Origin of the sequence: Mycobacterium sp. MAC_080597_8934, assembly GCF_000523975.1 — a bacterium.
Classification (GTDB): domain Bacteria; phylum Actinomycetota; class Actinomycetes; order Mycobacteriales; family Mycobacteriaceae; genus Mycobacterium; species Mycobacterium avium.
Window position 1 is genome coordinate 418405 of sequence record NZ_JAOS01000019.1, and the last position, 25826, is coordinate 444230.

At 69.9% G+C, this 25826-nt stretch carries 24 protein-coding genes and 1 pseudogene; 7 read left to right on the forward strand and 18 right to left on the reverse strand.

Annotation, left to right across the window (positions count from 1 at the left end; all coding sequences use genetic code 11):
- Position 1: 1 nt before the first annotated feature.
- Positions 2 to 1084, reverse strand: coding sequence for a dihydrodipicolinate reductase (locus tag NF20_RS10985; RefSeq protein WP_023873710.1), 1083 nt, complete (start codon positions 1082 to 1084; stop codon positions 2 to 4).
- Between the two features lie 4 nt (positions 1085 to 1088).
- Positions 1089 to 2084 carry a Rieske 2Fe-2S domain-containing protein gene (locus tag NF20_RS10990; protein WP_031344996.1) on the reverse strand — a complete coding sequence of 332 codons (996 nt, stop codon included), beginning with the start codon at positions 2082 to 2084 and terminating at the stop codon, positions 1089 to 1091.
- Positions 2085 to 2205: 121 nt separating this feature from the next.
- On the opposite strand from NF20_RS10990, the gene NF20_RS10995 reads away from it, so the two are divergent.
- Positions 2206 to 2856 (forward strand): TetR/AcrR family transcriptional regulator, encoded by a 651-nt coding sequence (locus tag NF20_RS10995; protein WP_033712670.1) that lies wholly within the window; start codon positions 2206 to 2208, stop codon positions 2854 to 2856.
- 8 nt (positions 2857 to 2864) lie between these two features.
- Here the strand turns inward: NF20_RS10995 and NF20_RS11000 are convergent, their stop codons facing one another.
- The 4 genes from NF20_RS11000 to NF20_RS11015 all read right to left on the reverse strand — a co-directional run bounded on the left by NF20_RS11000 (position 2865) and on the right by NF20_RS11015 (position 7292).
- Positions 2865 to 3965: a PDR/VanB family oxidoreductase gene (locus NF20_RS11000; protein ID WP_023873705.1), complete on the reverse strand. Its 1101-nt coding sequence runs from the start codon at positions 3963 to 3965 to the stop codon at positions 2865 to 2867.
- Complete coding sequence (locus tag NF20_RS11005; protein ID WP_033712668.1) at positions 3962 to 5746, reverse strand: SDR family oxidoreductase; 1785 nt, start codon at positions 5744 to 5746, stop codon at positions 3962 to 3964. Before NF20_RS11005 ends, NF20_RS11000 begins: the two co-directional genes overlap by 4 nt.
- 3 nt (positions 5747 to 5749) lie before the next feature.
- Positions 5750 to 6658, reverse strand: a complete 909-nt coding sequence (locus NF20_RS11010; protein WP_033712666.1) for a metal-dependent hydrolase — start codon at positions 6656 to 6658, stop codon at positions 5750 to 5752.
- A 172-nt stretch (positions 6659 to 6830) separates the two neighbouring features.
- Entirely contained in the window at positions 6831 to 7292 is a 462-nt protein-coding gene (locus NF20_RS11015; RefSeq protein ID WP_011725609.1) for an SRPBCC family protein, read from the reverse strand.
- 111 nt (positions 7293 to 7403) lie between these two features.
- On the opposite strand from NF20_RS11015, the gene ald reads away from it, so the two are divergent.
- A complete protein-coding gene (ald, locus tag NF20_RS11020) occupies positions 7404 to 8525 on the forward strand; it encodes an alanine dehydrogenase (protein ID WP_033712665.1) in 1122 nt (373 codons plus the stop codon).
- Here the strand turns inward: ald and NF20_RS11025 are convergent.
- From NF20_RS11025 to NF20_RS11045, 5 genes are all read right to left on the reverse strand, one after another.
- Complete coding sequence (locus NF20_RS11025) at positions 8522 to 9547, reverse strand: nitronate monooxygenase (RefSeq protein ID WP_009978031.1); 1026 nt, start codon at positions 9545 to 9547, stop codon at positions 8522 to 8524. The genes ald and NF20_RS11025 overlap by 4 nt on opposite strands.
- A 59-nt stretch (positions 9548 to 9606) precedes the next feature.
- Positions 9607 to 10980 (reverse strand): M16 family metallopeptidase, encoded by a 1374-nt coding sequence (locus NF20_RS11030; protein WP_003875166.1) that lies wholly within the window; start codon positions 10978 to 10980, stop codon positions 9607 to 9609.
- Positions 10967 to 13240 carry a polyribonucleotide nucleotidyltransferase gene (locus NF20_RS11035; RefSeq protein ID WP_023861122.1) on the reverse strand — a complete coding sequence of 758 codons (2274 nt, stop codon included), beginning with the start codon at positions 13238 to 13240 and terminating at the stop codon, positions 10967 to 10969. The genes NF20_RS11030 and NF20_RS11035 overlap by 14 nt, the downstream gene beginning before the upstream one ends.
- A 408-nt stretch (positions 13241 to 13648) precedes the next feature.
- Complete coding sequence (rpsO, locus tag NF20_RS11040) at positions 13649 to 13918, reverse strand: 30S ribosomal protein S15 (protein WP_003878661.1); 270 nt, start codon at positions 13916 to 13918, stop codon at positions 13649 to 13651.
- 128 nt (positions 13919 to 14046) lie between these two features.
- Positions 14047 to 15021, reverse strand: a complete 975-nt coding sequence (locus NF20_RS11045; protein WP_003875161.1) for a bifunctional riboflavin kinase/FAD synthetase — start codon at positions 15019 to 15021, stop codon at positions 14047 to 14049.
- Positions 15022 to 15134: 113 nt separating this feature from the next.
- On the opposite strand from NF20_RS11045, the gene mntR reads away from it, so the two are divergent.
- Complete coding sequence (gene mntR / locus NF20_RS11050) at positions 15135 to 15839, forward strand: manganese-binding transcriptional regulator MntR (protein WP_003875160.1); 705 nt, start codon at positions 15135 to 15137, stop codon at positions 15837 to 15839.
- Between the two features lie 177 nt (positions 15840 to 16016).
- Here the strand turns inward: mntR and NF20_RS11055 are convergent, their stop codons facing one another.
- The 5 genes from NF20_RS11055 to NF20_RS11075 all read right to left on the reverse strand — a co-directional run bounded on the left by NF20_RS11055 (position 16017) and on the right by NF20_RS11075 (position 21136).
- Positions 16017 to 17273, reverse strand: coding sequence for an acyl-CoA dehydrogenase family protein (locus tag NF20_RS11055; protein WP_023868402.1), 1257 nt, complete (start codon positions 17271 to 17273; stop codon positions 16017 to 16019).
- A 7-nt stretch (positions 17274 to 17280) separates the two neighbouring features.
- Positions 17281 to 18471, reverse strand: coding sequence for a lipid-transfer protein (locus tag NF20_RS11060; protein ID WP_003875158.1), 1191 nt, complete (start codon positions 18469 to 18471; stop codon positions 17281 to 17283).
- Positions 18472 to 18603: 132 nt separating this feature from the next.
- Positions 18604 to 19500: a tRNA pseudouridine(55) synthase TruB gene (gene truB / locus NF20_RS11065; RefSeq protein ID WP_033712662.1), complete on the reverse strand. Its 897-nt coding sequence runs from the start codon at positions 19498 to 19500 to the stop codon at positions 18604 to 18606.
- The gene (locus NF20_RS11070; RefSeq protein ID WP_011725616.1) at positions 19497 to 20174 is read right to left on the reverse strand and encodes a 4'-phosphopantetheinyl transferase family protein; all 678 of its coding nucleotides are present in this window, start codon (positions 20172 to 20174) and stop codon (positions 19497 to 19499) included. The genes truB and NF20_RS11070 overlap by 4 nt, the downstream gene beginning before the upstream one ends.
- A complete protein-coding gene (locus NF20_RS11075) occupies positions 20171 to 21136 on the reverse strand; it encodes a metallophosphoesterase family protein (protein ID WP_033712661.1) in 966 nt (321 codons plus the stop codon). The genes NF20_RS11070 and NF20_RS11075 overlap by 4 nt, the downstream gene beginning before the upstream one ends.
- A gap of 130 nt (positions 21137 to 21266) precedes the next feature.
- Here NF20_RS11075 and NF20_RS11080 point away from each other — a divergent pair, with 130 nt between their 5' ends.
- Positions 21267 to 21857 carry a DUF3558 domain-containing protein gene (locus tag NF20_RS11080; RefSeq protein ID WP_033712660.1) on the forward strand — a complete coding sequence of 197 codons (591 nt, stop codon included), beginning with the start codon at positions 21267 to 21269 and terminating at the stop codon, positions 21855 to 21857.
- Between the two features lie 3 nt (positions 21858 to 21860).
- On the forward strand, positions 21861 to 23588 hold the full coding sequence (locus tag NF20_RS11085; RefSeq protein WP_033712659.1) for a CocE/NonD family hydrolase: 1728 nt from the start codon (positions 21861 to 21863) through the stop codon (positions 23586 to 23588).
- Here the strand turns inward: NF20_RS11085 and NF20_RS11090 are convergent.
- Together NF20_RS11090 and NF20_RS11095 are read right to left on the reverse strand one after the other, a co-directional pair.
- On the reverse strand, positions 23547 to 24107 hold the full coding sequence (locus tag NF20_RS11090) for a DUF1802 family protein (RefSeq protein ID WP_009978046.1): 561 nt from the start codon (positions 24105 to 24107) through the stop codon (positions 23547 to 23549). The two genes, NF20_RS11085 and NF20_RS11090, sit on opposite strands and share 42 nt — an antisense overlap.
- Positions 24104 to 24372 (reverse strand): annotated as a pseudogene (locus tag NF20_RS11095) (DUF2277 domain-containing protein). Before NF20_RS11095 ends, NF20_RS11090 begins: the two are co-directional and overlap by 4 nt.
- Positions 24373 to 24442: 70 nt before the next feature.
- Here NF20_RS11095 and NF20_RS11100 point away from each other — a divergent pair.
- Both NF20_RS11100 and NF20_RS11105 read left to right on the forward strand, forming a co-directional pair.
- Positions 24443 to 25192 (forward strand): enoyl-CoA hydratase, encoded by a 750-nt coding sequence (locus NF20_RS11100; protein ID WP_033712657.1) that lies wholly within the window; start codon positions 24443 to 24445, stop codon positions 25190 to 25192.
- A gap of 57 nt (positions 25193 to 25249) precedes the next feature.
- Positions 25250 to 25816 carry a hypothetical protein gene (locus NF20_RS11105; protein WP_033712656.1) on the forward strand — a complete coding sequence of 189 codons (567 nt, stop codon included), beginning with the start codon at positions 25250 to 25252 and terminating at the stop codon, positions 25814 to 25816.
- Positions 25817 to 25826: the final 10 nt, after the last annotated feature.

The following is a 25826-nucleotide window of genomic DNA, read 5'->3' on the forward strand; positions in this document are numbered from 1 at the left end:
CCTACTTCTTGAACCGCCCGGCAAAACCGCGCAACGACAGATCGGCGCTGGTGAGCAGCCCGGGCGGCGCGGCCACCACCGACCTGATCGCGGCGAGCGCGGGCATGCCGGTCACGGTCATGCCGATGGACGCGAAGTTGTCCGGGTTGGACAGGTCCACGCCGGGCTTGGGGAAGATCATGTGCTTGTTGTAGATGCACGGGTCACCCTTGATCTGGGTGATGTAGCAGCCCTTGACATTCCAGCTCGGGTCGGTGTGCGGGGTCATCTGCCATTCCAGGTGCGTCTCCACCCGCGGCACGCCGTCGACCATGCCCTGGTACTTGATGTAGTTGCCGCCCAGCGACCCCTTGGGCAGCGTGTACCAGCCCAGGTCGACGTCCTTGGTGCACGCACCCAACTCATAGCTGAACGTGACCTCGTCGAGGGTCAGGTCGAAGCAGTCGGCCATCATGTACACGCTGTCGGCGAAGACGCGGGTGTACTTCTCCAGCTTGGCCGGGATCTCCGGATCGTCCACCGGTTGGCCGTATCCCACCTCGATCCAGGTGTCCTTGGAGTGGTGGCAGGACACGTCGACCGATTCGATGGTGGTGACGTTCTCGATCTCGGCGACGTCGGCCGAGCACACCACACCCAGGATCTGGTTCAGCCCCGGGTTCATGCCGGTGCCGTAGAACGTCGCGCCGCCCTTCGCGGCGGCCTCGGCCAGCAGCTGGGTCACCGGCTTGCCCGACGGGTGCGGGTGGTTTTTGTCGCGGTGCCAGCCGGTGATCCAGTCCGCGGTGGTGACGATGTCGATGCCCGCCTCGAGGACCTTGACGTAGAGGTCCTCGTCGGGAAACACGCCGTGGAAGGTCAGCACGTCCGGCTTGGCGGCGATGATCTCCTCGACGGTCCCGGTGAACTTCACCCCGTTGGGCGCCAGGCCGGCGAACTGTCCGGTGTCCTTGCCGATCTTCTCGGGCGAATAACAGTGCACGCCAATCAGTTCCAGATCGGGCTGGGTCGCGATCCGCCTGATCATCTCGGAGCCGACGTTCCCGCTTCCGACCTGGAAGACGCGAATCGGTGCTGTGCCCATTTGCCTAAGCCTCCTGCGCTGCGAACTCGGGATAGAACTGCTTGGCCCACTGGCGAATTGCCATGAAGCCCTGATACTCGTCGGCGGCCAGCGCCGGCGGATCCGAATACCGCTGGTGCTGCCAGATTTCGATGTCCTGGGTGAACTGCCGGATCACCTCGCCCCCGAATTCGGCCGCCTTGCGCTGTGCGCGGGCCGCATCCTTGGCCGGCGTCCGCCCGATGTAGACCATGAACCGGACGTCGGAGGTGCGCTCGTCGACCGGGGTGATCGCCGAGATGGTGCGGTTGTCGATCATGCCCCAGCTCTTGGTCACCGCGATCCCCAGCCCGCCGTTGATGGCCTGCACACCGCTGTTGACGTCCTCGATCTTTTGGCCGTCGTCGCCCTCGAACGTGATGGTGAAGTCGACGTAGGACACCGGCTCGGCGAAGTCGTGCCGGGTGAACACCGGCACGATCGGGGTGTTGTGCACGAATTTGAAGTGCGCGAAGTCCACCCCGTTCTCCAGTACGTACTGCGGATGCATCTCCAGCGCCTGCCGGTACAGCCGCTGCTGCGGGTAGTAGTCGTCGGCGCTGCTGCCGTCGCCGAAGGCGGCGAACACGTCGGGCGGGTCGAAGTAGGGCTCGCGACGCTGCAGGTCATGCCACATGTACACGGAGGAGTTGCGTTCCACCACCGGATAGGTGCTCATCCGCCGGCCGCGATTGGGCCGATCCTGGTACGGGATGCAGACGTTGCGGCCCTCGGCGCTCCACTGCCACCCGTGGAACGGGCACTGCAGCACCTCGCCGACGACCTTGCCGCCGTAGCCCAGGTGCGCGCCCAGGTGTTCGCAGTAGGCGTTCATCACCGTGAGCTGACCGGATTCGGCGCGCCAGGCGACCATCTCCTGGTCGAAGTACTTCATCTTGTGCACGTCGCCGACGCCGATCTCGTCGGACCAGGCGACCTGGAACCAGCCGGTCGGCTTCATCGACAACGGCGGCTTAGCCATCGTGCCCTCCCATCTGAGCTGCCCTCCCTCGGGTACGAATATTAGGCCGCCCCGCCGCCAAATCAAAGTACCCTCTATGAAACTCTGGGGGTGGATAAGTGCCGGCGGATAAGATCGACGAATGACCCGGCAGACGAGCGGGGCCGGGGTCGCCGGCCGGCGCCCCAACCGGCGGGGCCACGCGACTCGCGAAAGCATGCTGGAGGCCGCGCTGCGCTCGCTGGCCTCCGGCGAACCGGGCTCGGTGTCGGCCAATCGCATCGCCAAGGACATCGGCGCCACCTGGGGCGCGGTGCAGTACCAGTTCGGCGACACCGACGGCTTCTGGGCGGCCGTGCTGCACCGCACTGCCGAGCGGCGCGCCGCGACGTTCTCGTCGCTGTCCTCGCCGGTCTCGCCGGAGGCGCCGCTGCGCGAACGGGTCGGCGCCATCATCGAGACGCTCTACCGCGGCCTGGCGGCACCGGATTCCCGCGCGATCGAAAACCTGCGGGCGGCGCTGCCGCGCGACCCCGACGAGCTGGAGCGGCTGTACCCGCGCACCGCCGCCGAGCTGTTCTCCTGGTGCAAGAGCTGGCTCGAGACCTGCCAGCAGGCCTTCGCCGGGCTGGCCGTCGACCCCGACCGCGTCCGTGAGGTGGCCGCCCTGATTCCCGGCGCGATGCGCGGCCTGGTGTCGGAACGCCAGCTGGGCTCCTACGCCGACCTCGACATGGCGCGCCGGGGCCTGACCAACGCCCTGGCCGCCTACCTGGAGCAGTCCCGACCGTGACGACGCGCTCAGGCGTCGATGACCAGCCGCCCGCCGTCGGCGCGCGAGACGCAGACCAGCATGCCGTCCTCGCCCGGATCGGTGCGGCCACGGTGATCCACCTGTCCGGCAAGCACTTTCACCCGGCAGGTGCCGCAGAATCCTTGCCGGCACGAATACGGTGTCGTCGCGTCGCGGTCGAGCATGACGTCCAGCGCCGTCCGGTTCGCCGGCACGGCGAGCACCTGCCGTGATTGCGCCAGCTCCAGCTCGAACGGGACACCGTCGACGACCGGCGCCGGGCTGAACCGCTCGTAATGCAGTGGCGCGCCGGCATGTTCGTTGCGGGCGATCCGGACGGCCTCGAGCATGGCACTCGGCCCGCACACGTAGACGGCCGTCGCCGGGCCGGCCGCCGCCAGCAGCTCCGCCGCGGTGGGAAACCGGCCGTGCTCGTCGTCGGCCAACACCGTCACCCGCTGCGGATCCACCGAAACCACCTCGTCGAGTAGCGGCATGTACTCGCGGCTGCGGCCGGTATAGATTGCGCGCCAATCGATTCCGCGCTGCGCGGCCACCAAGATCATCGGCAGGATGGGCGTCACCCCGATGCCGCCGATCACGAACAACACGTCGTGTTCGGCGGTGCCCAGGTAGAACGCGTTGCGCGGGCCCTCGAACTCCACGGTGTCGCCCACGCCGAACGCCTCGTGCATCTCGATCGATCCGCCGCCGCCGTCGGCGATGCGGCGCACCGCGATGCGGTACTCGCCGCGGTGCCCGGGCGGGCCGCACAGCGAATACTGCCGGCGCCGGCCCGAGGGCAACAGCACGTCGATGTGCGCGCCCGGTCTCCAGGACGGCAGCAACCCGCCGTCGGGGTCGGCCAGGGTCAACGCGACGACGTCGGGGGCGGCGAACTCGCGTTTGGTCACCACCGCGGTCAGCCTGCGCTGCACGGGTTTCACCCGCGCCGGGTGCCACCGCGACACCGAGGCGAAGCCCTCGAACACCGCCCGCACGCCCCACAGCACCGCGGTGAAGCGATCGTGGTCGCGCCGGCCGTACAGGTCGGCGGGTCTGCTGGCCCAGATGCTCGGCGCGCGCGACGCGGCCCGGCGGATGCTCATGTCTGTCGAATGTCCCAGCGCGCCAACAGCCGGATCGCGCCGGGGCTGATCCGGCGCAGCGCGTAGCCGATCCGCGACTCGGCGGCGATCGGCACCACCGCCGGGCCGGTCTTGATCGCCTTGACGATCGCCTTGGCGGTGGCCTCGGGCGTGAAGTTGCGGCGCCGGTAGGCGGCGTCGGCCCTGTCCCGCGCCCGCTCCTGCTGCTGGGCGCTCATGCCGGCGTAGATGGTGCTCTTGGCGATGTTGGTGTTGACGAATCCGGGGCACACCGCGGTGACGGTGATGCCCTCGTCGGCGAAGTCGGCCCGCAGTGATTCGCTGAGCGCCAGCACCGCCGCCTTGGTGGTGCCGTAGGCCACCATCGACTTCGACGGCAGGTAGGCCGCCGCCGAGGCCACGTTGATGATCGTGCCGCCCTGGCCGCGCTCGACCATCTGCGTCCCGAACGCCCTGCTGCCCCAGATGACGCCGCGGACGTTGACGCCCATGATGGCGTCCCAATTCGCCGGGCTGGTCTCCAGGAAACGCCCCGCCATGCCGATGCCGGCGTTGTTCACCAGGATGTCGACCACCCCGTGCTCGTTACGCACTTGGGCGGCAAGGTCGTTCATCGCGACCTCGTCGCTGACGTCGACCTGGTAGACCGCGGCCCCGGCGCCCGCGGCGCGCACCGCGTCGGCGGTCTGGTCGGCGGCGGCCCGATCGCGGTCGACGATCACGACCTTGCGGGCGCCCTGACGGGCCAGTTCCACCGCCGTGGCCCTGCCGATCCCGGCGCCGGCCCCGGTGACCAGCGCGAGCCGGCCGCGGACCTCGCGGCGCTCGCCGGGCAGCTCGCGGCGCTCGCCGGTCAGCTGGGGTGCGACCGCGCCGGCGGACTGCAAATCGACCCATTCGGTGGTGAGCCGGGCGATGACGTCCGGGCGCGAGGTCACCACCCAGTGGCCGCCCTCGATCTCGATCACCCTGGCGCGCTGGGGAATCGCGCCGGTGAACCGTTGCAGCGCGGGCGTGACGAAGACGTCCCGGCGCGGAACCAGGGTCTGCACCGGGACCGTCGTCTCGGGCAGCCGCGGTCCGGGCGCCAGCATCGGCGCGGGCATGTTCTGCCGGTAGAGCTGCAGCCCGTTGAGGTAGTCCCGCAGCGACCGCTGGGTGTCCCGGCGTTGGCTCCGGGTGCTGGTGTGCCCGATACGCTCAAGGGCCGCAATGACTTTCACGCCGATCCCGGCGCGAAACGACAGTTCCGCCGCGCCCGGGCACAGGAAGAACCCGATGTAGCCCGAGGCGATCAGCTGCCGGACCACCCGGGCCACCGCCCGTGGGGTGCGCGCCGAACGCAGGAACGCCCCCGCGTAGTTCAGGTGCGGACCCGAAATCGAGGTGAACGACGCCACCTTGTCCATGACCGACTCGCCCGTGACCGCTTGGTCGGTGACGGCGGCCCAGGCCTGGATCGAACCCCAGTCGTGGGCCAGCAGGTGCACCCGCCCGACGCCCAGGCTGTCGATCACCGCACCGACGTCGCGGACCAGCTGGGCGAATCCGTACCCGGAACGTGTTGCCGGACATGATGATTCACCGGCGCCGCGCACGTCGTAGGCCACGAAGTTGTACGGCGCGCCGGTCAGCTCGTCGGCCACCCCGTCCCAGACGTGATGGTTGTCGGGAAATCCGTGGATTGCCAGGATGGTTGGGCGCGCCGGGTCGATGTCGGTGTAGCGGTGCACCGCCAGGGTGACACCGTCGTCGGCGGTGATGGTCGACGTGACGGTCATCGGTCAGTGCGAGGCCCGGGCGGCGGGCGAGACGGCCAGGTAGTCGACGGCCCGCTGTAGCCCGCCGAGCTGCGAGGGGTGAAAGCCCGGCCGGTAGTAGTTGGCGACCGCCCGCACGAACCGCAGCGGCCCGGGCACCAGTCCGCGCCGCGCGGCCCGGAAGTAGTCCCGCCAGCGCGGTTTGGTGTGCGGCGGCAGATAGGGATCCCGCGAATACATGAACCGCACGCCGCGGATCCACAACAGCAGCATGGCGGGCGTCACCACCAGCTGGGTGCGCACCTGCCGCCAGTAGCCGGCCCGCAGGTGCTTCATGGTGTCGAAGGCCACCGCCTTGTGTTCGACCTCTTCGGCGCCGTGCCAGCGCAGCATGTCCAGCATCACCGGATCGGTGCCGATCCGGTCGTGGGCCGGCGAGTCGAGAATCCACTCGCCGAGGATGGCGGTGTAGTGCTCGATGGCCGACACCAGGGAGATCTGCTCGAGCAGCCAGCTCTGCCGGCGGCGCGGGCTCCAATTGGGGCGGGGCCCCAGCAGCGTGCCGAACAGCCACTCGATCTGACCGGTGTAGGGGCTCAGGTCGATGCCCCGGGCGGCGAAGTGGGCCAGCACATTGGCGTGCGCCCGGGAGTGCACGCCCTCCTGCCCGATGAATCCCTGGACGTCCAGCCGCAGCTGATCGTCCCGGATCAGCGGCAACGCCTGCTTGAACACCTCGACGAAGAACTGCTCGCCGGCGGGCAGCAGCAGGTGCAGCACGTTGAGCACATGGGTGGCGAACGGCTCGGCGGGCACGTAGTGGAACGGCAGCTGCGCCCAGTCGAACTCCACGTCGCGGGCCTCGAGAACCAGCCGCTCGTGGTCCACCGACGCGTCGTGCGGACCCGCCGCCTGGTTGTCGATGGTCACCATGATGGCCCCCTACCTCGGCATTACCTCAGCGTTGCGCCGTCGTCGGCGGCCGGCGACCCCGTCGCGCCGCGGGCGTCGCCCGGCACAAGCAGCGTCGCAAGTATAGGTCCGCGAACCCGGTATGCGAAACCGCCGGTACCGGGTTCTTTGGTGTCGATGAGGGCGCCGGCGACTACTCGGCCTCGGCGCGCTGCTTGAGCCGCTGCAGGGTGAGCCGGATGTGCTCGGCGTTGGCGCCCGCCCGATCGGTGACTCCGGTGGCCCTGCCGGCGACCTTGGCAAACCACCCAGGCCTGCGATCCCAGGTGCTTTCGGTGACGTCGCAGCCGCCGTCGGTGCCGACGATGTCGTACTGCCAGCGCGCCACCGGAAAGACGGTGTGGCGCACGTCGAATGCGAAGCGCCGACCGGGTTCGGCGTCGGTGACGGTGCACTTGGTGCTCCAGCGCCGGCCGCCGTTTCGGTTGTGTCCGGTGAACACCGCGCCCGGGCGCGCCGCGTCGCCTTTGCGCCATTGCATCGCCACCGCCTCCTCGGCCAGCGACGCCAGGGTGGGCAGGTCGGTGATGAGCCGGTACACCACCTCGGGCCGGGCGTCGATGTGCACGGACGCAGAAACGCTGGGGTCACTCATCGTCGGATCATATCCACCCGCTCTGTCCAGCGGGTATCCGTTTTCGGTCCGATTGCGGGCCCTCCGAAGTTTCTCCACACTTGAAAGGGAATCCGCGGACAAGGGGCGATCATGCGAGTCGGCGTACCGACCGAGACCAAGACCAACGAATTTCGCGTGGCCCTCACCCCCGCCGGCGTCGCCGAGTTGACCCGCCGCGGCCACGAGGTGCTGGTGCAAAGCGGCGCCGGCGAGGGGTCGTCGATCCCCGACTCCGAGTTCAAGGCGGCCGGCGCCCAACTGGCCGACACCGCCGAACAGGTCTGGGCCGACGCGGAGCTGCTGCTCAAGGTGAAGGAACCGGTACCGGCCGAGTATGACCTGTTGCGGCGCAACCAGATTCTGTTCACCTTTCTGCATCTGGCCGCCTCGCGTGCCTGCACCGAGGCGCTGTTGACCTCCGGCACGACGTCGATCGCCTACGAGACGGTGCAAACCGCGGACGGCACCCTGCCGTTGCTGGCCCCGATGAGCGAGGTGGCCGGCCGGCTGTCCGCTCAGGTGGGCGCCTACCACCTGATGCGCACCCACGGCGGGCGCGGCGTGCTGATGGGCGGGGTGCCGGGGGTCAAGCCCGCCGACGTCGTGGTGGTCGGGGCGGGCACGGCCGGCTACAACGCGGCCCGGGTCGCCGGCGGGATGGGAGCCATGGTCACGGTTCTCGACGTCAACATCAACAAGCTTCGGCTGCTCGACGCCGAGTTCGGCGGCCAGGTCCGCACCCGGTATTCGTCGGCCTACGACCTGGAGGGCACCGTCAAGCGCGCCGACCTGGTCATCGGCGCGGTGCTGCTGCCCGGCGCCAAGGCCCCCAACTTGATCTCGAATTCGCTTGTCGCGCAGATGAAGTCGGGCGCGGTGCTGGTGGACATCTCCATCGACCAGGGCGGCTGCTTCGAGGACTCCCGGCCGACCACGCACGACGACCCGACCTTCGCCGTGCACGACACGGTGTTCTACTGCGTGGCGAACATGCCCAGCGCGGTGCCCAAGACGTCGACGGTGGCGCTGACCAACGCCACCATGCCCTACGTGCTGGCCCTGGCCGACCGCGGCTGGCGTGCGGCGTGCCGCTCGGATCATGCTCTGGCCAAAGGGCTTTCGACACATGACGGTGCGCTGCTGTCGCAGCAGGTGGCCGCCGACCTCGGTCTGCCGTGCACCGACCCGGCCGGCGTGCTGCAGCAGGACTAACCGGTGGCGGCCAGGCCGGCGATGATGTCGGCCGCGGGGCCGGCGCTGGCGTGCTTGAACGCCGCCCCCGCCCACAGCGGTATCCCGTTGGGGTCCTCGATGGCGGCGGCCGCCTCGACGATGGGTGTGGTCATCTGGTTCACCTCGGGATAGCCGAGCGGCGCCACGTGGTCGAGCATGCGGGTGAAGTCGTTCTCCAGCCCGCGTGCGTAGCGGCCCGAAAACGCCCGGGTGACAACGGTGGTGGCGAACAGCGGGTTCTTCAGGGCGGTGCGGTGCGCCGCATTGGTGCCGGCCTCGTCGGCGAGCAGCAGCGCGGTGCCGACCTGGGCGGCCACCGCGCCCCGGCGCAGCGCCGCGCCGACCTCGTCGGCGGTGCCGAGCCCGCCGGCGGCGATGATCGGGATGTCGTGGGCGTGCCGGATGCGGTCGATGAGCTGGTGCAGCGACTCGTTGGCCGGCTCCATGTCCGGAGCGAAGGTGCCGCGATGCCCGCCGGCCGCGGGACCCTGGACCACCAGGCTGTCCGCGCCGGCGGCGACGGCCACGCCCGCCTCGTAGGCCGACGTCACCGTGACCATCACCAGCAGGCCCAGCGCGCCCAGCCGCCGGATCACGTCGGGCGGCGGGACGCCGAAGGTGAACGACACCAGCTCGGGCCGGACGTCGGCGACCACCTCGAGCTTCTGCTCCCACCCGTCGTCGTCGCCGTAGCGCGGGTGGCCGACCTCCACCTGATAGTGCTCGGCGATCTCCTCCAGCTCCGCCGCGTAGTAGTCCAGGGCCACCCAGTCGGCGACGCTGGGCTGGGGCACGAACAGGTTCACCCCGAGCGGGCCGGTGGTGGCCTTGCGCGCCGCGGCGATGTCGTCGGCGAATTGTTCGGCGCTGACGTAGCCGCCGGGGACGAAGCCGAGCCCGCCGGCGTTGGACACCGCCGCGGCCAACGCGGGGGTGCCGGGCCCGCCGGCCATCGGCGCGCCGACGATGGGCACCGTGATGTCCCAGAAGCCCAGCACCATTGGGCTACTCCGGCGACGGCGAGCGCCGGCACGGCGCGAGTAAGGAGGCGGACATTGGCTTACCGTACCATCGCCCGAAGTTGTTGGGGCAGTGACCGTTTGGTGCCATACGGGCCCAGGACCGCGGCACCGTAGTGCTGCGTGAGCAGCCGGCGGGCGATCGCGTTGACCTCGTCGACGCTCACCCGGTCGATTTGCGCCAGGGTGTGCTCGATGCTGCGGTGCCGGCCGTAGTTGAGTTCGTTGCGGCCCAGCCGGCTCATCCGCGAGCCGGAGTCCTCCAGACCCAGCACCAGGCCGCCGCGCAAGGAGCCCTTGGCGATCCGGCATTCCGACTCGGTGATGCCGTCGCGGGCCACCGACTCGAGCACGCCGCTGGTCACCGCCATCACCTCGGCGAAGCGTTCCGGTTGGCAGGCGGCGTACACCGACAGTGCGCCGCTGTCGGCGAAGATGTCCACCGTCGAGTAGACCGAGTAGGCCAGCCCGCGCAGCTCCCGGATCTCTTGGAACAGCCGCGAACTCAGGCCCCCGCCCAGCGCGGTGTGCAGTACCGACAGCGCCCAGCGATGCTGCCAGCCGCGCCCGGGCGTGCGCACCCCCAGCGACACGTGCGTCTGCTCGGCGTCCCGGGTGCCCAGCAGCAGCCCGGGCCGGCCGTTCACCCGTCCGGCGCCCTTGCGCGGCGCGATCGGTTGCCGCCCGCGGACCAGGTGCGGCCCGAAGTGCTCGCGCACCATCGCCACCACCTCGTCGTGGTCGACGTTGCCGGCCACCGCCACCACCATCCGTTCGGGTGTGTAGCGGCGGACGTGAAACGAGTGCAGCTGCGTCCGCGTCATCGACGCGACCGACCGCGCGGTGCCGATGACCGGCCGGCCCACCGGGTGGTCGCCGAACAGCGCGCCCAGGAACATGTCCCCCAGCGCGTCCTCGGGGTCGTCGTCGCGCATCGCGATCTCTTCCAGCACGACGTCACGCTCGAGTTCGACGTCCTCGGCGGCGCAGCGGCCGTTGAGCACCACGTCGGCGACCAGGTCGACGGCCAGTTCCAGGTCGGCGTCCAGCACGTGCGCGTAGTAGCAGGTGTGTTCCTTGGCGGTGAACGCGTTCAGTTCTCCCCCGACGGCGTCCATCGCCTGCGCGATGTCCACCGCGGTGCGGGTGGGCGTGGACTTGAACAGCAGGTGCTCGAGGAAGTGCGCGGCGCCGGCCACGGTGGCACCCTCGTCGCGGGAGCCGACGCCGACCCACACCCCGACCGAGGCGGACCGCACCGCGGGCAGGTACTCGGTGACCACCCGCAGGCCGCCGGGCAGCGTGCTGCGCCGCAGGGCGGCGTGCGGGTGCGGTTGCGCCTCGACGACCTTGCCGGCGCGCAGGGCGCCGGTCGATGAGTCAGCTGCTCGCCTTCTGCTGTCAGCTGGTGGCATCGGCAGGGGCGGCCGCCGGGGCGTCGGCGGGTGCCGAGTTGTCTTCCTCCACCAGGACCAGCGAGATCTTGCCGCGCTTGTCGATGTCGGCGATCTCCACGCGCAGCTTGTCGCCGACGTTCACCACGTCCTCGACCTTGGCGATGCGCTTGCCCTTGCCGAGTTTGGAGATGTGCACCAGGCCGTCACGCCCGGGCAGCAGCGACACGAACGCGCCGAAATCCGTTGTCTTGACCACGGTTCCGAGGAACCGCTCGCCGACGGTGGGCAGCTGCGGGTTGGCGATGGCGTTGATCCGGTCGATCGCGGCCTGCGCCGACGGGCCGTCGGTGGCCCCGACGAACACGGTGCCGTCGTCCTCGATGGAGATCTGGGCGCCGGTCTCCTCGGTGATGGCGTTGATGATCTTGCCCTTGGGGCCGATCACCTCGCCGATCTTGTCCACCGGGACCCGGATGGTGGTCACCCGCGGCGCGTACGGGCTCATCTCGTCGGGCTCGTCGATGGCCTCGGCCATCACCTCGAGGATGGTCAGGCGGGCATCCTTGGCCTGGCTCAGCGCCCCGGCCAGCACCTGCGACGGGATGCCGTCGAGCTTGGTGTCCAGCTGCAGCGCGGTGACGAAGTCCTTGGTGCCGGCCACCTTGAAGTCCATGTCGCCGAACGCGTCCTCGGCGCCCAGGATGTCGGTCAGGGTGACGAAGCGGCGCTCAAGCGATTTTGTGCCGTCTCCCGCCTCAACTTCTATGTCGTCGGACACCAGGCCCATCGCGATGCCGGCCACCGGCGCCTTGAGCGGCACCCCGGCGTTGAGCAGCGCCAGCGTGGACGCGCAGACCGAGCCCATCGACGTCGAGCCGTTGGAGCCCAGCGCCTCGGACACCTGCCGGATGGCGTACGGGAAGTCCTCGAGGCTCGGCAACACCGGCACCAGGGCACGCTCCGCCAGCGCGCCGTGGCCGATCTCGCGGCGCTTGGGCGAGCCCACCCGGCCGGTCTCGCCGGTGGAGAACGGCGGGAAATTGTAGTGGTGCATATAGCGTTTCGTGGTCTCGGGCCCCAGCGAGTCGATCTGCTGGGCCATCTTGACCATGTCCAGCGTGGTCACCCCCAGGATCTGGGTTTCACCGCGCTGGAACAGCGCGCTGCCGTGTGCCCGCGGAACGACGGCGACCTCGGCGGACAGCGCGCGGATGTCGGTGATGCCGCGGCCGTCGATGCGGAAGTGGTCGGTCAGGATGCGCTGGCGCACCAGCTTTTTGGTCAGCGAGCGGAACGCGGCGCTGACCTCTTTCTCGCGGCCCTCATAGGTTTCGGCCAGTCGGGCCAGCACCTCGGCCTTGAGCTCGTCGGTGCGCGCGTCGCGTTCGGCCTTGCCGCCGATGGTCAGCGCCTTGGACAGCTCGTCGGTGGCCACCGACGCCACCGAGTAGTAGACGTCGTCGCCGTAGTCGGGGAAGGTCGGGTAGTCGCTGGTGGGCCTGGCGGCCTTGTCGGCGAGCTCCTGCTGCGCGGTGCACAGCACCTCGATGAACGGTTTGGCGGCCTCAAGGCCTTGGGCCACAACGGTTTCCGTGGGCGCCTGGGCGCCGCCGTCGATGAGTTCGATGACGTTGGAGGTGGCCTCGGCCTCGACCATCATGATGGCGACGTCGGGCCCGTCGGCGCCGTCGACCTTGCGGCCGGCCACCACCATGTCGAACACCGCGCGCTCGAGCTGTTCGACCGTCGGGAACGCCACCCAGGTGCCGTCGATCAGCGCCACCCGCACCCCGCCGATGGGGCCGGAGAACGGCAGACCGCCCAGCTGGGTGGAGGCCGACGCGGCGTTGATCGCCAGCACGTCGTACAGGTCGTTGGGGTCCAGGCTCAAAATCGTGACGACGACCTGGATTTCGTTGCGCAGGCCGTCGACGAACGACGGCCGCAGCGGGCGGTCGATGAGCCGGCAGGTCAGGATGGCGTCGGTGGAGGGGCGACCCTCGCGGCGGAAGAACGAGCCGGGGATGCGGCCCGCGGCATACATCCGCTCCTCGACGTCGACGGTGAGCGGGAAGAAGTCGAAGTGCTCCTTGGGGCTCTTGCTGGCGGTAGTCGCCGACAACAGCATGTTCTCGTCGTCGAGGTAGGCGACGACGGCGCCGGCGGCCTGCTGGGCCAACCGGCCGGTCTCGAAGCGGATGGTGCGGGTGCCGAAGCTCCCGTTGTCGATGGTGGCGGTCGCCTCGAACACGCCTTCTTCAATTTCAGCGACAGACATAGACGTCCGTACGGCCTCTCTTATTCGGCTGTTTCGCGTCATCACGCGCAACTGGAGAGGGTTTGCAGGATCACTCACCGACCCGAATGGGCCTGCGAGCCACCCGCGGAGCTTTTCGAGGAGCCAGTCTGTATGCGGCTACGGCCATCGATCGAAGCGGCCGACCTGCTCCAGATCCGGAGAGCCCGGCAGCCACTACCGAAGACCGCCCGATGCAGACCGGGCTGCTCCCTCGAAGGTGCCCCCTCGAAAGGTGCGTAGTGACACGCTGGAACGGCACACGCGGATCTGCGTGACCGCACCGGTTGCTCGGGCCGAATCGGCCCATAACGTCCTCACTCTACACGGGCGGGCGCACCCGCCAGCATCGCCGGCGGAATCGGTTGTTCGTGCGCGGCCGCTACCGGGTCAGCGGCGCAGGCCCAGCCGCTCGACCAGCGAGCGGTACCGCTCGACGTCGATCTGGGCGACGTACTTGAGCAGCCGCCGGCGCCGCCCGACCAGCAGCAGCAGTCCGCGCCGCGAGTGGTGGTCGTGCTTGTGCACCTTCAGGTGCTCGGTCAGGTCGGCGATCCGCTTGGTCAGCAGCGCGACCTGCGCCTCCGGGGAGCCCGTGTCGGTGTCATGCAGGCCGTAGGTGCCCAGGATTTCTTTCTTCTGCTCGGCTGTCAGCGCCACGAAATTGTCTCCATCGATCGGTCCGCGATAATCACGAGTTCGGGCGCGGCCACCGCGAACCGCAGCACGCGCCGATGTCGTCGGGCAGTCTAGCAGCGCGGGGACCGGCGGGCATAAACGCTGGTGTGTTAGCCGGCGGACAGCAGCTGACGCGCCCGCTCGGTGTCCTGGCCCATCGCGACGACGAGGTCGTCGACCGAGTCGAACTTGTGCTGGCCGCGGATGCGGGCGACGAAATCCAGCGCGACGTGCTGCCCGTACAGGTCGGCCTGGGTGTCCAGGACGAACGCCTCGACGGTGCGGGTGCGCCCGGAAAAGGTCGGGTTGGTGCCCACCGATACCGCCGCCTGGTAGCGCTCACCCGGGATGACGGTGCCGGTCACCGGCCCGTGGCCCAGCACGGTGAACCAGGCGGCGTAGACCCCGTCGGCGGGGATCGCCGAATACATCGGCGGGGCCACGTTGGCCGTCGGGAAGCCCAGTTGGATCCCCCGCCCCTCGCCGCGGACGACGACGCCCTCCACCCGGTGCGGACGGCCCAGCGCCTCCATGGCCGCCACCACGTCGCCGGCGTCCACGCAGGACCGGATGTAGGTCGAGGAGAACGTCACGGTCTGGTTGCTGTGGTGCTCGGAGAGCAGCGACATCGCCTCCACGGCGAACCCGAATCGCTCGCCTGCCCGCCGCAGCGTCTCCACATTGCCGGTCGCCTTCTTGCCGAAGGTGAAGTTCTCCCCCACCACCACCTCGACCACGTGCAGGTTCTCCACCAGCAGCTCGTGCACGTAGCGGTCCGGGGTGAGTTTCATGAAGTCGGTGGTGAACGGCATCACCAGGAAAACGTCGATGCCCAGCTCCTCGACCAGCTCGGCGCGCCGGGTCAGCGTCGTCAGCTGGGCGGGATGGCTGCCCGGGTAGACCACTTCCATCGGGTGCGGGTCGAACGTCATCAACACCGTCGGCACGTTGCGGGCCCGCCCCGCCTTGACCGCGTGCGCGATCAGCTCGGCGTGGCCGCGGTGCACACCGTCGAACACGCCGATGGTCAGCACACACCTGCCCCAGTCCGTGGGTATCTCGTCTTGGCCGCGCCACCGCTGCACGCCCGCAAGCCTACGGCGCGCGGCCGCCCGCCGGGAGGTCCGCGGCGCGCAACGCCGGGCGACGTGGCGGGGAACACGCCGGATCGAGGTTGGGTTGCCTAAACTTTCTCCTTGTGAGGGCTGACGAAGAGCGTGGCGGTCTCACCGCGGTCGGCCAGGACTACCTCAAGGCCATCTGGAATGCCCAGGAGTGGTCGCCCGAGGGTGCGCCGCAGAAGGTCAGCACCAAGATGCTGGCCGAGAAGATCGGGGTGTCGGCCAGCACCGCCTCCGAGTCGATCCGCAAACTCGCCGAACAGGGGCTGGTCGACCACGAGAAGTACGGCGCGGTGACCCTGACCGAGGCGGGCCGGCGCGCGGCGCTTGAGATGGTGCGCCGGCACCGGCTGCTGGAGACCTTCCTGGTCAACGAGCTGGGCTACGCCTGGGACGAGGTGCACGACGAGGCGGAGGTGCTCGAGCACGCGGTGTCGGACCGCCTGGTGGCGCGCATCGACGCCAAACTCGGCTTCCCGCAGCGCGACCCGCACGGTGACCCGATACCTGCCACCGACGGCCAGGTGCCCACCCCGCCGGCCCGTCAGCTGTGGGCGTGCGGCGACGGCGACACCGGGACGGTGGCCCGCATCTCCGACGCCGACTCGGAGATGCTGCGCTATTTCACCGACGTCGGCATCAACCTGGACTCGCGGCTGCGGGTGCTGACCCGCCGCGAGTTCGCCGGCATGATCTCGGTAGCTATCGAGTCCGGGGACGGCGCCGAGACAACGGTGGACCTGGGCAGCCCCGCCGCCCGGGCGATCTGGGTGACGGCATAACTCGCCTTTTGAGCCCTCGCGGTTTCGCGCCCCGCGCCCCACGCCGCGCCTCTCCCCGCGCCCCGCGCCTCGCGCCCCGCGCCGCGCCTCTCCCCCGCCGAGCGTGCACTGGTTGCGATTCCGCCGCCCTTTTTTCGCGCTCAGTGCACGTTCGGCGACCCGGTCGGCGCGACGGACTCAGCTCGACAGCAAACCCTTGGCGATGTGGGTGACCTGGACCTCGTTGCTGCCGGCGTAGATCATCAGCGATTTGGCGTCGCGGGCCAGCTGCTCCACCCGGTACTCGGCCATGTAGCCGTTGCCGCCGAACAGCTGCACGGCCTCCATCGCCACCTCGGTGGCCGCCTCCGACGAGTACAGCTTGATTGCCGAGGCCTCGGCCAGCGTCAGCGGTTTACCCGCCTGCTGGCGTTCGATGGTGTGAAAGACCATGTTCTGCACGTTCATTCGGGCGATCTCCATCTTGGCCAGCTTGAGCTGGATCAGCTGGAACTGCCCAATGTTCTTGCCCCACAATGTCCTGCTCTTGGCGTAATCGACGCACAGTCGGTGGCATTCGTCGATGATGCCCAGCGCCATCATCGCGATCCCGATCCGCTCGGCGGCGAAATTGGCCCGGGCGCTGTCGCGGCCGTCGCCTTCGGTGTGCTGTTCGCTCTCGCCGAGCAGACGATCCGGGGTCAGCCGCACGTTGTCGAAGAACAGCTCGCCCGTCGGCGAGGACATCATGCCCATCTTCTTGAACGGCTTGCCCTGGGTCAGGCCCGGCATGCCCGCATCGAGCACGAAGACCAGCACCGGGCGGTTGCGCTTGTCCACCGACGGGTCGCCCTCGTCGAGTTTGGCGTAAACCACCAGCACGTCGGCGTAGGGCCCGTTGGTGATGAAGGTCTTCTGCCCGTTGAGGATGTAGGCCCCATCTCCGTCGCCGGAGCGCCGGACTGAGGTCTTCATGCCGCCGAACGCATCCGAGCCCGAGTCCGGCTCCGTGATCGCCCACGCCGCAATCTTTTCTAGCGTCATCAGCTCGGGCAGCCAGCGCTCTTTTTGGGCCAGCGTCCCGCGGCTGGCGATGGTGGCCGCGCCCAGGCCCAGGCTGACCGACGCGGTGGACAGCAATCCGATGCTGACCCGAGCGATCTCGGAGACCAGCACCGCGATCATCGAGCCTTGCGCGCCGCCGCCGCTGAATTCATTTGCGGCGCCTGAGCTGTCGCCATTTTCGTCGACACCGCTACGCTCGCGGTCCAGCATCTTCTTGACCGCCTCGGCGGCCATGGTGTCGAGGCCGAACTGGCTGAACAGCTTGCGCGCGATCGGATAGGGCGACATCGCGCCGCTTTCCAATTCGTCCAGGTGCGGCCGGATCTCCTTGTCCACGAATTGCCGTACGGCGTCGCGGACCATCAGGTCGGTGTCGGACCATTCGATCATGGCGCGCTTAGCGTTCGGCGCGCTGGTAGGCGGTGACGACGGCCGCGCCGCCCAGCCCGATGTTGTGTTGCAGTGCGGCGCTGACGTTTTCGACCTGACGTTTGTCCGCGGTGCCGCGCAGCTGCCAGGTCAGCTCGGCGCATTGCGCCAGCCCGGTGGCGCCCAGCGGGTGCCCCTTGGAGATCAGGCCGCCGGACGGGTTGACCACCCAGCGCCCGCCGTAGGTGGTGTCGCCGTTGTCGATCAGCTTGGGCGCCTCGCCCGGGCCGCACAAGCCGAGGGCTTCATAGAGCAGAAGTTCGTTGGCCGAGAAGCAGTCGTGCAGCTCGATCACCTGGAAATCCTGCGGCCCCAACCCGCATTGGTTGTAAACCTGTTGCGCCGCTTGCACATTCATGTCGTAGCCGATGAGGTTCTTCGCGCTGCCGTCGAACGTCGAGGCGAAGTCCGTCGTCATGGCCTGGCCGACGATCTCCACCGCCTGGCCGGCCAGCCCGTGCTTGTCGACGAACGCCTCGCTGGCCAGGATCGCCGCGCCCGAGCCGTCCGAGGTGGGCGAGCACTGCAGCTTGGTCAGCGGGTCGGAGATCATCCGCGCGGCCAGGATGTCCTCGAGCGTGTAGGACTCCTGGAACTGGGCGAACGGGTTGTTCACCGAATGCTTGTGGTTCTTATAGCCGATCTTGGCGAAATGCTCTGCGGTGCTGCCGTATTGGCGCATGTGCTCGCGGCCGGCGGCGCCGAACATCCAGGGCGCGACGGGCATGGCGAACTCGTCGATCTCGGCCATCGCCTTGACGTGCCTGCCCATCGGCGATTCGCGGTCCTGGGCGCCGCCGCCCAGCGAGCCCGGTTGCATCTTCTCGAAACCCAGCGCGATCGCGCAGTCGACGAGCCCGCCGCGGATGGCCTGGGCGGCCAGGAAGAGCGCGGTCGAACCGGTGGAGCAGTTGTTGTTGACGTTGACGATCGGGATGCCGGTCATGCCCAGCTCGTAGAGCGCGCGCTGGCCGGACGTCGAGTCGCCGGCGACGTAGCCGACGTAGCCCTGCTGCACCTCGCGGTAGTCGATGCCGGCGTCGGCCAGCGCGTTGGTCCCCGACTCGCGCGCCATGTCCGGATAGTCCCAGCCCTCGCGGCGGCCGGGCTTCTCGAATTTCGTCATGCCGACGCCGACGACGTAAACCTTGTTGGACATCTTTGTCCCCTTCCCAACGGCTCAGGCTCTCAGTGTGCAACGTGGCCCGACCAACCGTTGGGCCGGGGCAGCTAAAGCGTGGGCCGGGCGGCTAAAGCGTCGCCGGGCTGGACCCGATGGCCCGACTCCTCCTCAGGACGTACCGTCCTGCATCGTCGCCGGGCGCAAAACCACCACGGACTTGGTCCGTGCGCCCTCGTCGCGCAGCAGCGCGATCACCCGGCCGTCGGGAGCGCAGGCGGCATACACTCCGTCGATCCCCGCCGCCGCCAGGGCCCGGCCGTTGCCGGCGGCCTCGGCCTCGTCGGCGGACAAATCGCGGCGCCCGAAGATCAGCAGGCATGCCTCGTCCAGGCTGTAGCTCAGCCGCGGGCACTCGGCCAGCTCGTCGAGCCCATACGCCTGCTCAAGCCCGAAGCGCCCGACCCGGGTGCGCCGCAGCGCCGTCAGATGCCCGCCCACCCCGAGCGCCGCGCCCAGGTCGCGGGCCAGCGCCCGAACGTAAGTTCCCGACGAGCAGTCCACCTCGACGTCGACGTCCACGCACTTACCGGCGGCGCGCACGTCGCGCACCTCGAACCGGTCGATGCGCACCGGGCGGGCCGGCAGCTCGACGGCCTGGCCCTCGCGGACCAGCTTGTAGGCCCGCTTGCCGGCCACCTTGATCGCGCTGACGGTCGAGGGCACCTGGTGGATGTCGCCGCGCAGCCCGCCCACCGCCGCCTCGATCGCCTGGCTCGTCAGGTGCCGCGCGTCGACGCTGCGCACCACGTCGCCCTCGGCGTCGTCGGTGGAGGTGGCCTGGCCCAGCCGGATGGTGGCCGAGTACGACTTGGCGGCCGCGGTCAGCAGGCCGAGGATCTTGGTGGCGCGCTCCACGCCGAGCACCAGCACGCCGGTGGCCATCGGGTCCAGCGTTCCGGCGTGCCCCACCCGTCGGGTCGCGAAGATCCGGCGACACCGGCCCACCACGTCGTGACTGGTCATTCCCGCCGGCTTGTCGACGACGACCAGGCCCGGAGGGCTCATAGCACGATGGCGGTCAGCACCAGCCCGCGCGCCACCGACCACCGGCCGGACAGCGCGGTCAGCGGCGGACCGCACAGCGCCGCCGGATCGATCAGGATCCGCGAGACGAAACCGCCCGTCGTCGCGCCCGGGTGGTCGGCCTCGAAGGTGATGTGGGCGTCCTCGAAGCCCAGCCAGCGCCGCGTCAGCGGGAACCAGGCCTTGTACGTTGCCTCCTTGGCGCAGAACAGGATTCGATCCCAATGCAGATCCCCGGGCAGGGCAGACGGGATCTCGGAACGTTCGGCGGGCAGGCTGATCGCGTTCAGCACCCCGTCGGGCAGCACGTCGTGCGGTTCGGCGTCGATGCCCACCGAGCGCACCGCGCCGGTGCGGCCCACCACCGCCCCGCGATAGCCCGTGCAATGGGTGAGACTGCCCACCACGCCGTCGGGCCAGCGGGGTTCTCCCTTCTCTCCCTTGAGGATCGGCGCCGGGGGCAGGCCGAGCTCGCCCAGCGCGATGCGCGCGCAGTGCCGCACGGTGATGAACTCGTTGCGCCGCTTGGCCACCGACCGGGCGATCAACGGCTCCTCCTCGGGCAGCGGGGCCAACCCCGGCGGATCGGAGTACACCTCCGAGTAGGCCAGGCCGTCCGATGCGGGCAGCACCGAGGAGACCAGCGTGCCCGTCATCGTGACTGCCGCTGCCGCAACCGTTCCCGGAACTGCGTGGCCTGCCGGCGCATCTCGGGAGTGATCTCGAAGTGACCGCCGAAGTCGTTGAGGTAGCCCGGCGCGTACTGGGGATCCGGCAGCACCTGGCGCAGCCAGCCGTAGGGCTTGCGGCGCCGCCACTCCCGCGGATAGCCCACCGACACCTCCTCGAACCGCACGTCGTCATACCAGGTGGTGCGCGGGATGTGCAGGTGGCCGTAGACCGAGCACACCGCGTTGTAGCGGGTGTGCCAGTCGGCGGTCTTGGTGGTGCCGCACCACAGCGAGAACTCCGGGTAGAACAACGCGTCGCACGGCTCGCGTACCAGCGGGAAGTGGTTGACCAGCACGGTCGGCGTCATCCAATCCAGCGCCTCCAGCCGGGCGCGGGTGATCTCCAGCCGTTCCCGGCACCACGCCTCCCGGGTCGGATAGGGCTCCGGGGAGAGCAGGAACTCGTCGGTGGCCACCACGTTGCGGTCCCGCGCGATCATCAGGCCCTCGGCCTTGCTTGCGGCACCGTCCGGCAAGAAGCTGTAGTCGTAGAGCAGGAACATCGGCACGATGGTGGCCGGGCCGCCGCGCTCGGTCCACACCGGGAACGGATGCTCGGGCGTGATGACGCCCATCTCGTCGCACATGTTGACCAGATAGTCGTAGCGGGCCTTGCCGAAGACCTGCACCGGGTCGCGGGTCGTGGTCCACAGCTCGTGGTTGCCCGGCACCCAGATCACCTTGGCGAACCGCCGTCGCAGCAGGTCAAGGGCCCAGCGGATGTCGTCGGTGCGTTCGGCGACGTCGCCGGCGACGATCAGCCAGTCCTCCGGCGACGACGGGTGCAGCGACTCCGTGACCGGCTTGTTGCCCAGATGCCCGGTGTGCAGGTCGGACACCGCCCACAGCGTCGGTTGTCCCGCGTTGCTCGATTCGTGGCCTGCCACGACTCCCCACCCTAACGACTCCACCGCGCCACCCCCGCTCCGATTGGAACAAGTTCTTGTCGGGCTGTGACGCCGCGCACCCGACTTGTACACTCCCGGCAAAGGAACCGCTGAGGCGTCAGGGGGTGTCGTGTTCGCCAATGTTCGGCTGTTGGGGGCGCTGGGTGCGCTGCTCACAGCGGCCATCGCGGGCACCGCGGGGGTGCTGAGCGCCCCACCCGCGCCGGACGGCGGCGCCGCCGGGCCCGTCGAGCTGCGATCGACCGCCCAGCCGCTGGAGACCACCATGAAGAGCCCCATCGTGGCGACCACCGACCCGCGCCCGTTCGACCCGTGTGAGGACATCCCGTTCGACGCCGTCCAGGGGCTGGGGCTGGCCTTCACGCCACCCGAACACGAGGACGGGCTGCGCTGCCACTTCGACGCCGGGAACTACCAGGTGGCCGTCGAGCCGATCATCTGGCGCACCTACGAGCAGTCGCTGCCCGCCGACGCGGTCGAGACGACGATCGTCGGCCACCGCGCCGCGCAGTATTGGGTGCTCAAGCCCACCTACCACAACAGCTACTGGTTCTACTCCTGCATGGTGGCGTTCAAGACCAGCTACGGCGTGCTGCAGCAGGCGCTGTACTACTCGACCGTTTACTCCAATCCCGAGGTCGACTGCATGCAGACCAATCTGCAGCGCGCCAACGACCTGGCCCCCTACTACAAGTTCTAGGCCGTGAGTCTGACTTCACTTCGCCCGGCGCAGCCGGCGCTGCACACGCTGCGACACCTCGGCGGCAGGGCCGCCGGCCGGCTGCTGGGCCTGCCTCCGGCCACCACCGACTACACCGTGCGGCGGGTCGCGGTGCCGATGCGCGACGGCGTCGAGCTGGTGGCCGACCACTACGCGCCCGCCACCTCGGCGCCGGCCGGCACCCTGCTGGTGCGCGCCCCCTACGGACGCGGGTTTCCGTTCGCGCTGGTGTTCGGCGGGTTGTACGCCGCGCGCGGCTATCACGTTGTGCTGCAAAGCGTGCGCGGAACGTTCGGCTCGGGCGGGGTGTTCGAGCCGATGGCCCACGAGGTCGCCGACGGCGCCGACACCGTGGCATGGCTGCGCGAACAGCCCTGGTTCACCGGCCGCTTCGCCACCATCGGAATGTCCTATCTGGGGTTCACGCAGTGGGCGCTGCTGCAGGACCCGCCGCCGGACATGGCCACCGCCGTCATCATGGTCGGTCCGCACGACTTCAACGAATCAACTTGGGGCACCGGGTCGTTCGCCGTGAACGACTTCCTCGGCTGGAGCGACATGGTGTCGCACCAGGAGGACCCGGTGCGCGCCCGGGCCGCGCTGCACCAGCTGCGGGCCCGCCGCAAGGTGGCCGAAGCGGCGGCCGGGGTGCCGCTCGGCGAGGCCGCCCGGGCGCTCCTGGGCACCGGCGCGCCCTGGTTCGAATCCTGGATCGAACACGCCGACCCATCCGATCCGTTCTGGAACTCGTTGCGGTGCAATGAAGCCCTGGACCGGGTGCGCGTGCCGGTGCTGTTGGTGGGCGGCTGGCAGGACCTCTTCATCCGCCAAACCCTGCAACAGTACGCGCACTTGCGCGCCCGCGGCGTCGACGTCGCGCTCACCGTCGGCCCGTGGACCCACACCCAGCTGCTCACCAGCGGGCTGGGCGTCTGCACCCGGGAGTCGCTGCAGTGGCTGGACACCCACCTGGGCGACGCGCCCGGCCGGCGGGCGGGCCGGGTGCACGTCTACGTCACCGGCGTGGACCGGGCCCGGGCCTGGCGCCGCCTACCGGACTGGCCCCCGGCCACCACCGAGCGCGCGCTGTACCTGCGCCCCGGCGGCTACCTGGGCGAGACGGCGCCGAGCCTGAAAGGGTTGGCGCCGGCCACCTTTCGTTACGACCCGGCTCACCCGACGCCGACCACCGGCGGTCCGTTGCTGTCCCCCAACGGCGGTTACCGCGACGACACCCGGCTGGCGTCCCGCGACGACGTGCTGGCGTTCACCAGCGCCACCCTCACCGAGGACGTGTACGTGTACGGCAACCCGGTCGTCGAGCTCGCCCACGGCGCCGACCATCCGCACGCGGATCTGTTCGTGCGGGTGAGCGAGGTCGACGCAGCGGGCTGGTCGCGCAACGTCACCGAGACCTACCGGCGGCTCAGCGCCGCGGCAAAACCTGAGGCCGACAAGGTCATTCGCCTCGAACTGGACGGCACGGCCCACCGCTTCCGGGCCGGCTCGCGCATCCGGCTGCTGATCGCCGGCAGCTGGTCGCCGCGCTACGCCCATAATCTGGGCTCGGGCGAACCGGTGCTGACCGCCCGGCGGCTCACCCCGGTCACCCACAGCGTGCGTTACGGGCGCTCCCGGCTGCTGCTGCCCGTCGGGCCGGCCGAGCCGTCAGCCGACGGCGTCGCGGACCCGGTCGGCGACGGCGGCTAGCGTTTCGTCATCGTGAACCGGCGGCCCCAGCCGAGCGTGCACCGGCAGCTGCACCCAGCTCTTGCAGCCGGCGTAGTCCGGCGTGCGGGCCAGCCGCACCGGCTCGGCCAGCGGCGTCACCGACACCACCAGCACGGCCAGCTTGTGCTTGGGGCGGAAGTCGAGCCGGTCGGCGCGCACCGACTCGGCCGTCCAGATGTGCAGATCCTCGATGGCCGGCAGGCCGTCCGGCCGGTTGACCGGAACCGCCGCAACGACTTTCGCGGCCGCGCGGATCACCAGCTCGTCGTCGGTGCTGTCGGCGGCGGCGGGCGCCAGCAAGTCTTGATGCTCGGGCCGCACCCGCTGCGCGTGGCTGTGCGCGACCGTCGGGAACAACAGGAATTCGCCGGCCGCCAGCTCGAACCGCTTCTCCCCGATGCCGCCCTTGCGCAGCAGCACCCTCTGCCGCCCGTCCAGCAGCGCGTGCACCGCCGCACTCCACTCCTTGAGCGCGAGAGTCGTTGTGGCGAGCGTCATTTCGCTCCCGCCAATCGCGCCATCACCTCGGGCCGGCGCAGCGGCGGACCGTCTTGGGCGGTTGACGCCGCGGCGGCAGCGCGGCCAGCAGCCGCGTCGTGGCCTCGGTGACCTCGGCGACCGCGGTCTCGAAAACGTCGGCGTTGGCCGCCGACGGGCGGGTGATGCCGCTGACCTTGCGCACGTATTGGCGCGCGGCCGCCGCGATTTCCTCGGCGGTGGCCGCCGGCTGCAGACCGCGCAGTTCGGTGATGTTCCGGCACATGGGTCCAACCATAAGCGCTGCGGCCAGGGACCGCCTCCGCTCGCATCGGCCGGCTGGCTACGGTAAACGCATGACCGACGAGATCCTGCTGAGCAACACCGAGGAGCGGGTGCGCACCCTCACCCTCAACCGGCCCCAGGCCCGCAACGCGCTGTCCGCGGCCTTGCGGGACCGCTTCTTCGGCGCCCTGGCCGACGCCGAGACGGACGACGACGTGGACGTCGTCATCATCACCGGCGCCGATCCGGTGTTCTGCGCGGGGCTGGATCTCAAGGAGCTGGGCGGCTCGTCGGCGCTGCCGGACATCTCGCCGCGCTGGCCGGCGCTGACCAAGCCGGTGATCGGCGCCATCAACGGCGCCGCGGTCACCGGCGGGCTGGAGCTGGCGCTGTATTGCGACATCCTGATCGCCTCGGAGAACGCCCGCTTCGCCGACACGCACGCCCGGGTCGGCCTGCTGCCCACCTGGGGGCTGAGCGTGCGGCTGCCGCAGAAGGTGGGCATCGGCCTGGCCCGCCGGATGAGCCTGACCGGCGACTACCTGTCGGCGGCCGACGCGCTGCGGGCCGGGCTGGTCACCGAGGTGGTGCCGCACGACCAGCTGTTGGGCGCCGCCCGGGCCGTGGCGGCCTCGATCGTCGGGAACAACCAGAACGCGGTGCGCGCGCTGCTGGCCTCCTATCACCGCATCGACGACGCGCAGACCAGCGCGGGGCTGTGGCAGGAGGCCATGGCGGCCCGGCAGTTCCGGACCAGCGGCGACGACATCGCCGCCAACCGGGAGGCGGTGCTGGCGCGCGGCCGCTCCCAGGTCCGCTGACCGGCACCGACCGGGCGCTCCGTTGGGTCTCATCCGCCGACCCAATACGATCAGCAGATGCGTGCGGTGGTCGGCGTCACCAGGGTGCTCGGCGGGCTCGCGCTGGCGGCCATCGCCGCGGTGGCGCCGCGGGCGGTCGCGCAGCCGCCGGGCTTCCCCAACCTGGACGGTTTCACCGCCGTCCCGTCCGACGGCTACCTGACCAGCGGCGCGCCGGGCAGCCCGCGGCGGATCGGTTTCTCCACCCCCTACGCCGTGGCCTGCGACTTCTACGGCGGGCCGGCGCCGGTGCCGCAGCCGTCCCAGGACATCAAGTGCAAGGGCGACATGTCCGGGATGGACGACGTGCCCTTCCCCGGCGGCCGGCCCCGCCCGGGCGACTGCGTGCTGGGCACCGTCGATTTCAAGGGGCCGGGCTACCAGTTGAGCCGGATGTCCTACGGCGGGTGCGACGGCAATCCGGCCCCGCTGCCGTCCGGCGGCAAAACGCTGGGCGCCGGCCAGAAGCTGACCTACCTCAACGTCACCTGCGCGGTGGGAGCCGACCACCTCATCGCCTGCCTGGACACCACCAGCGGCGACCACGGGTTCGTCGTGCAGCGCTCGGGCAGCTGGGCGTTCTGAGAACCTGGAA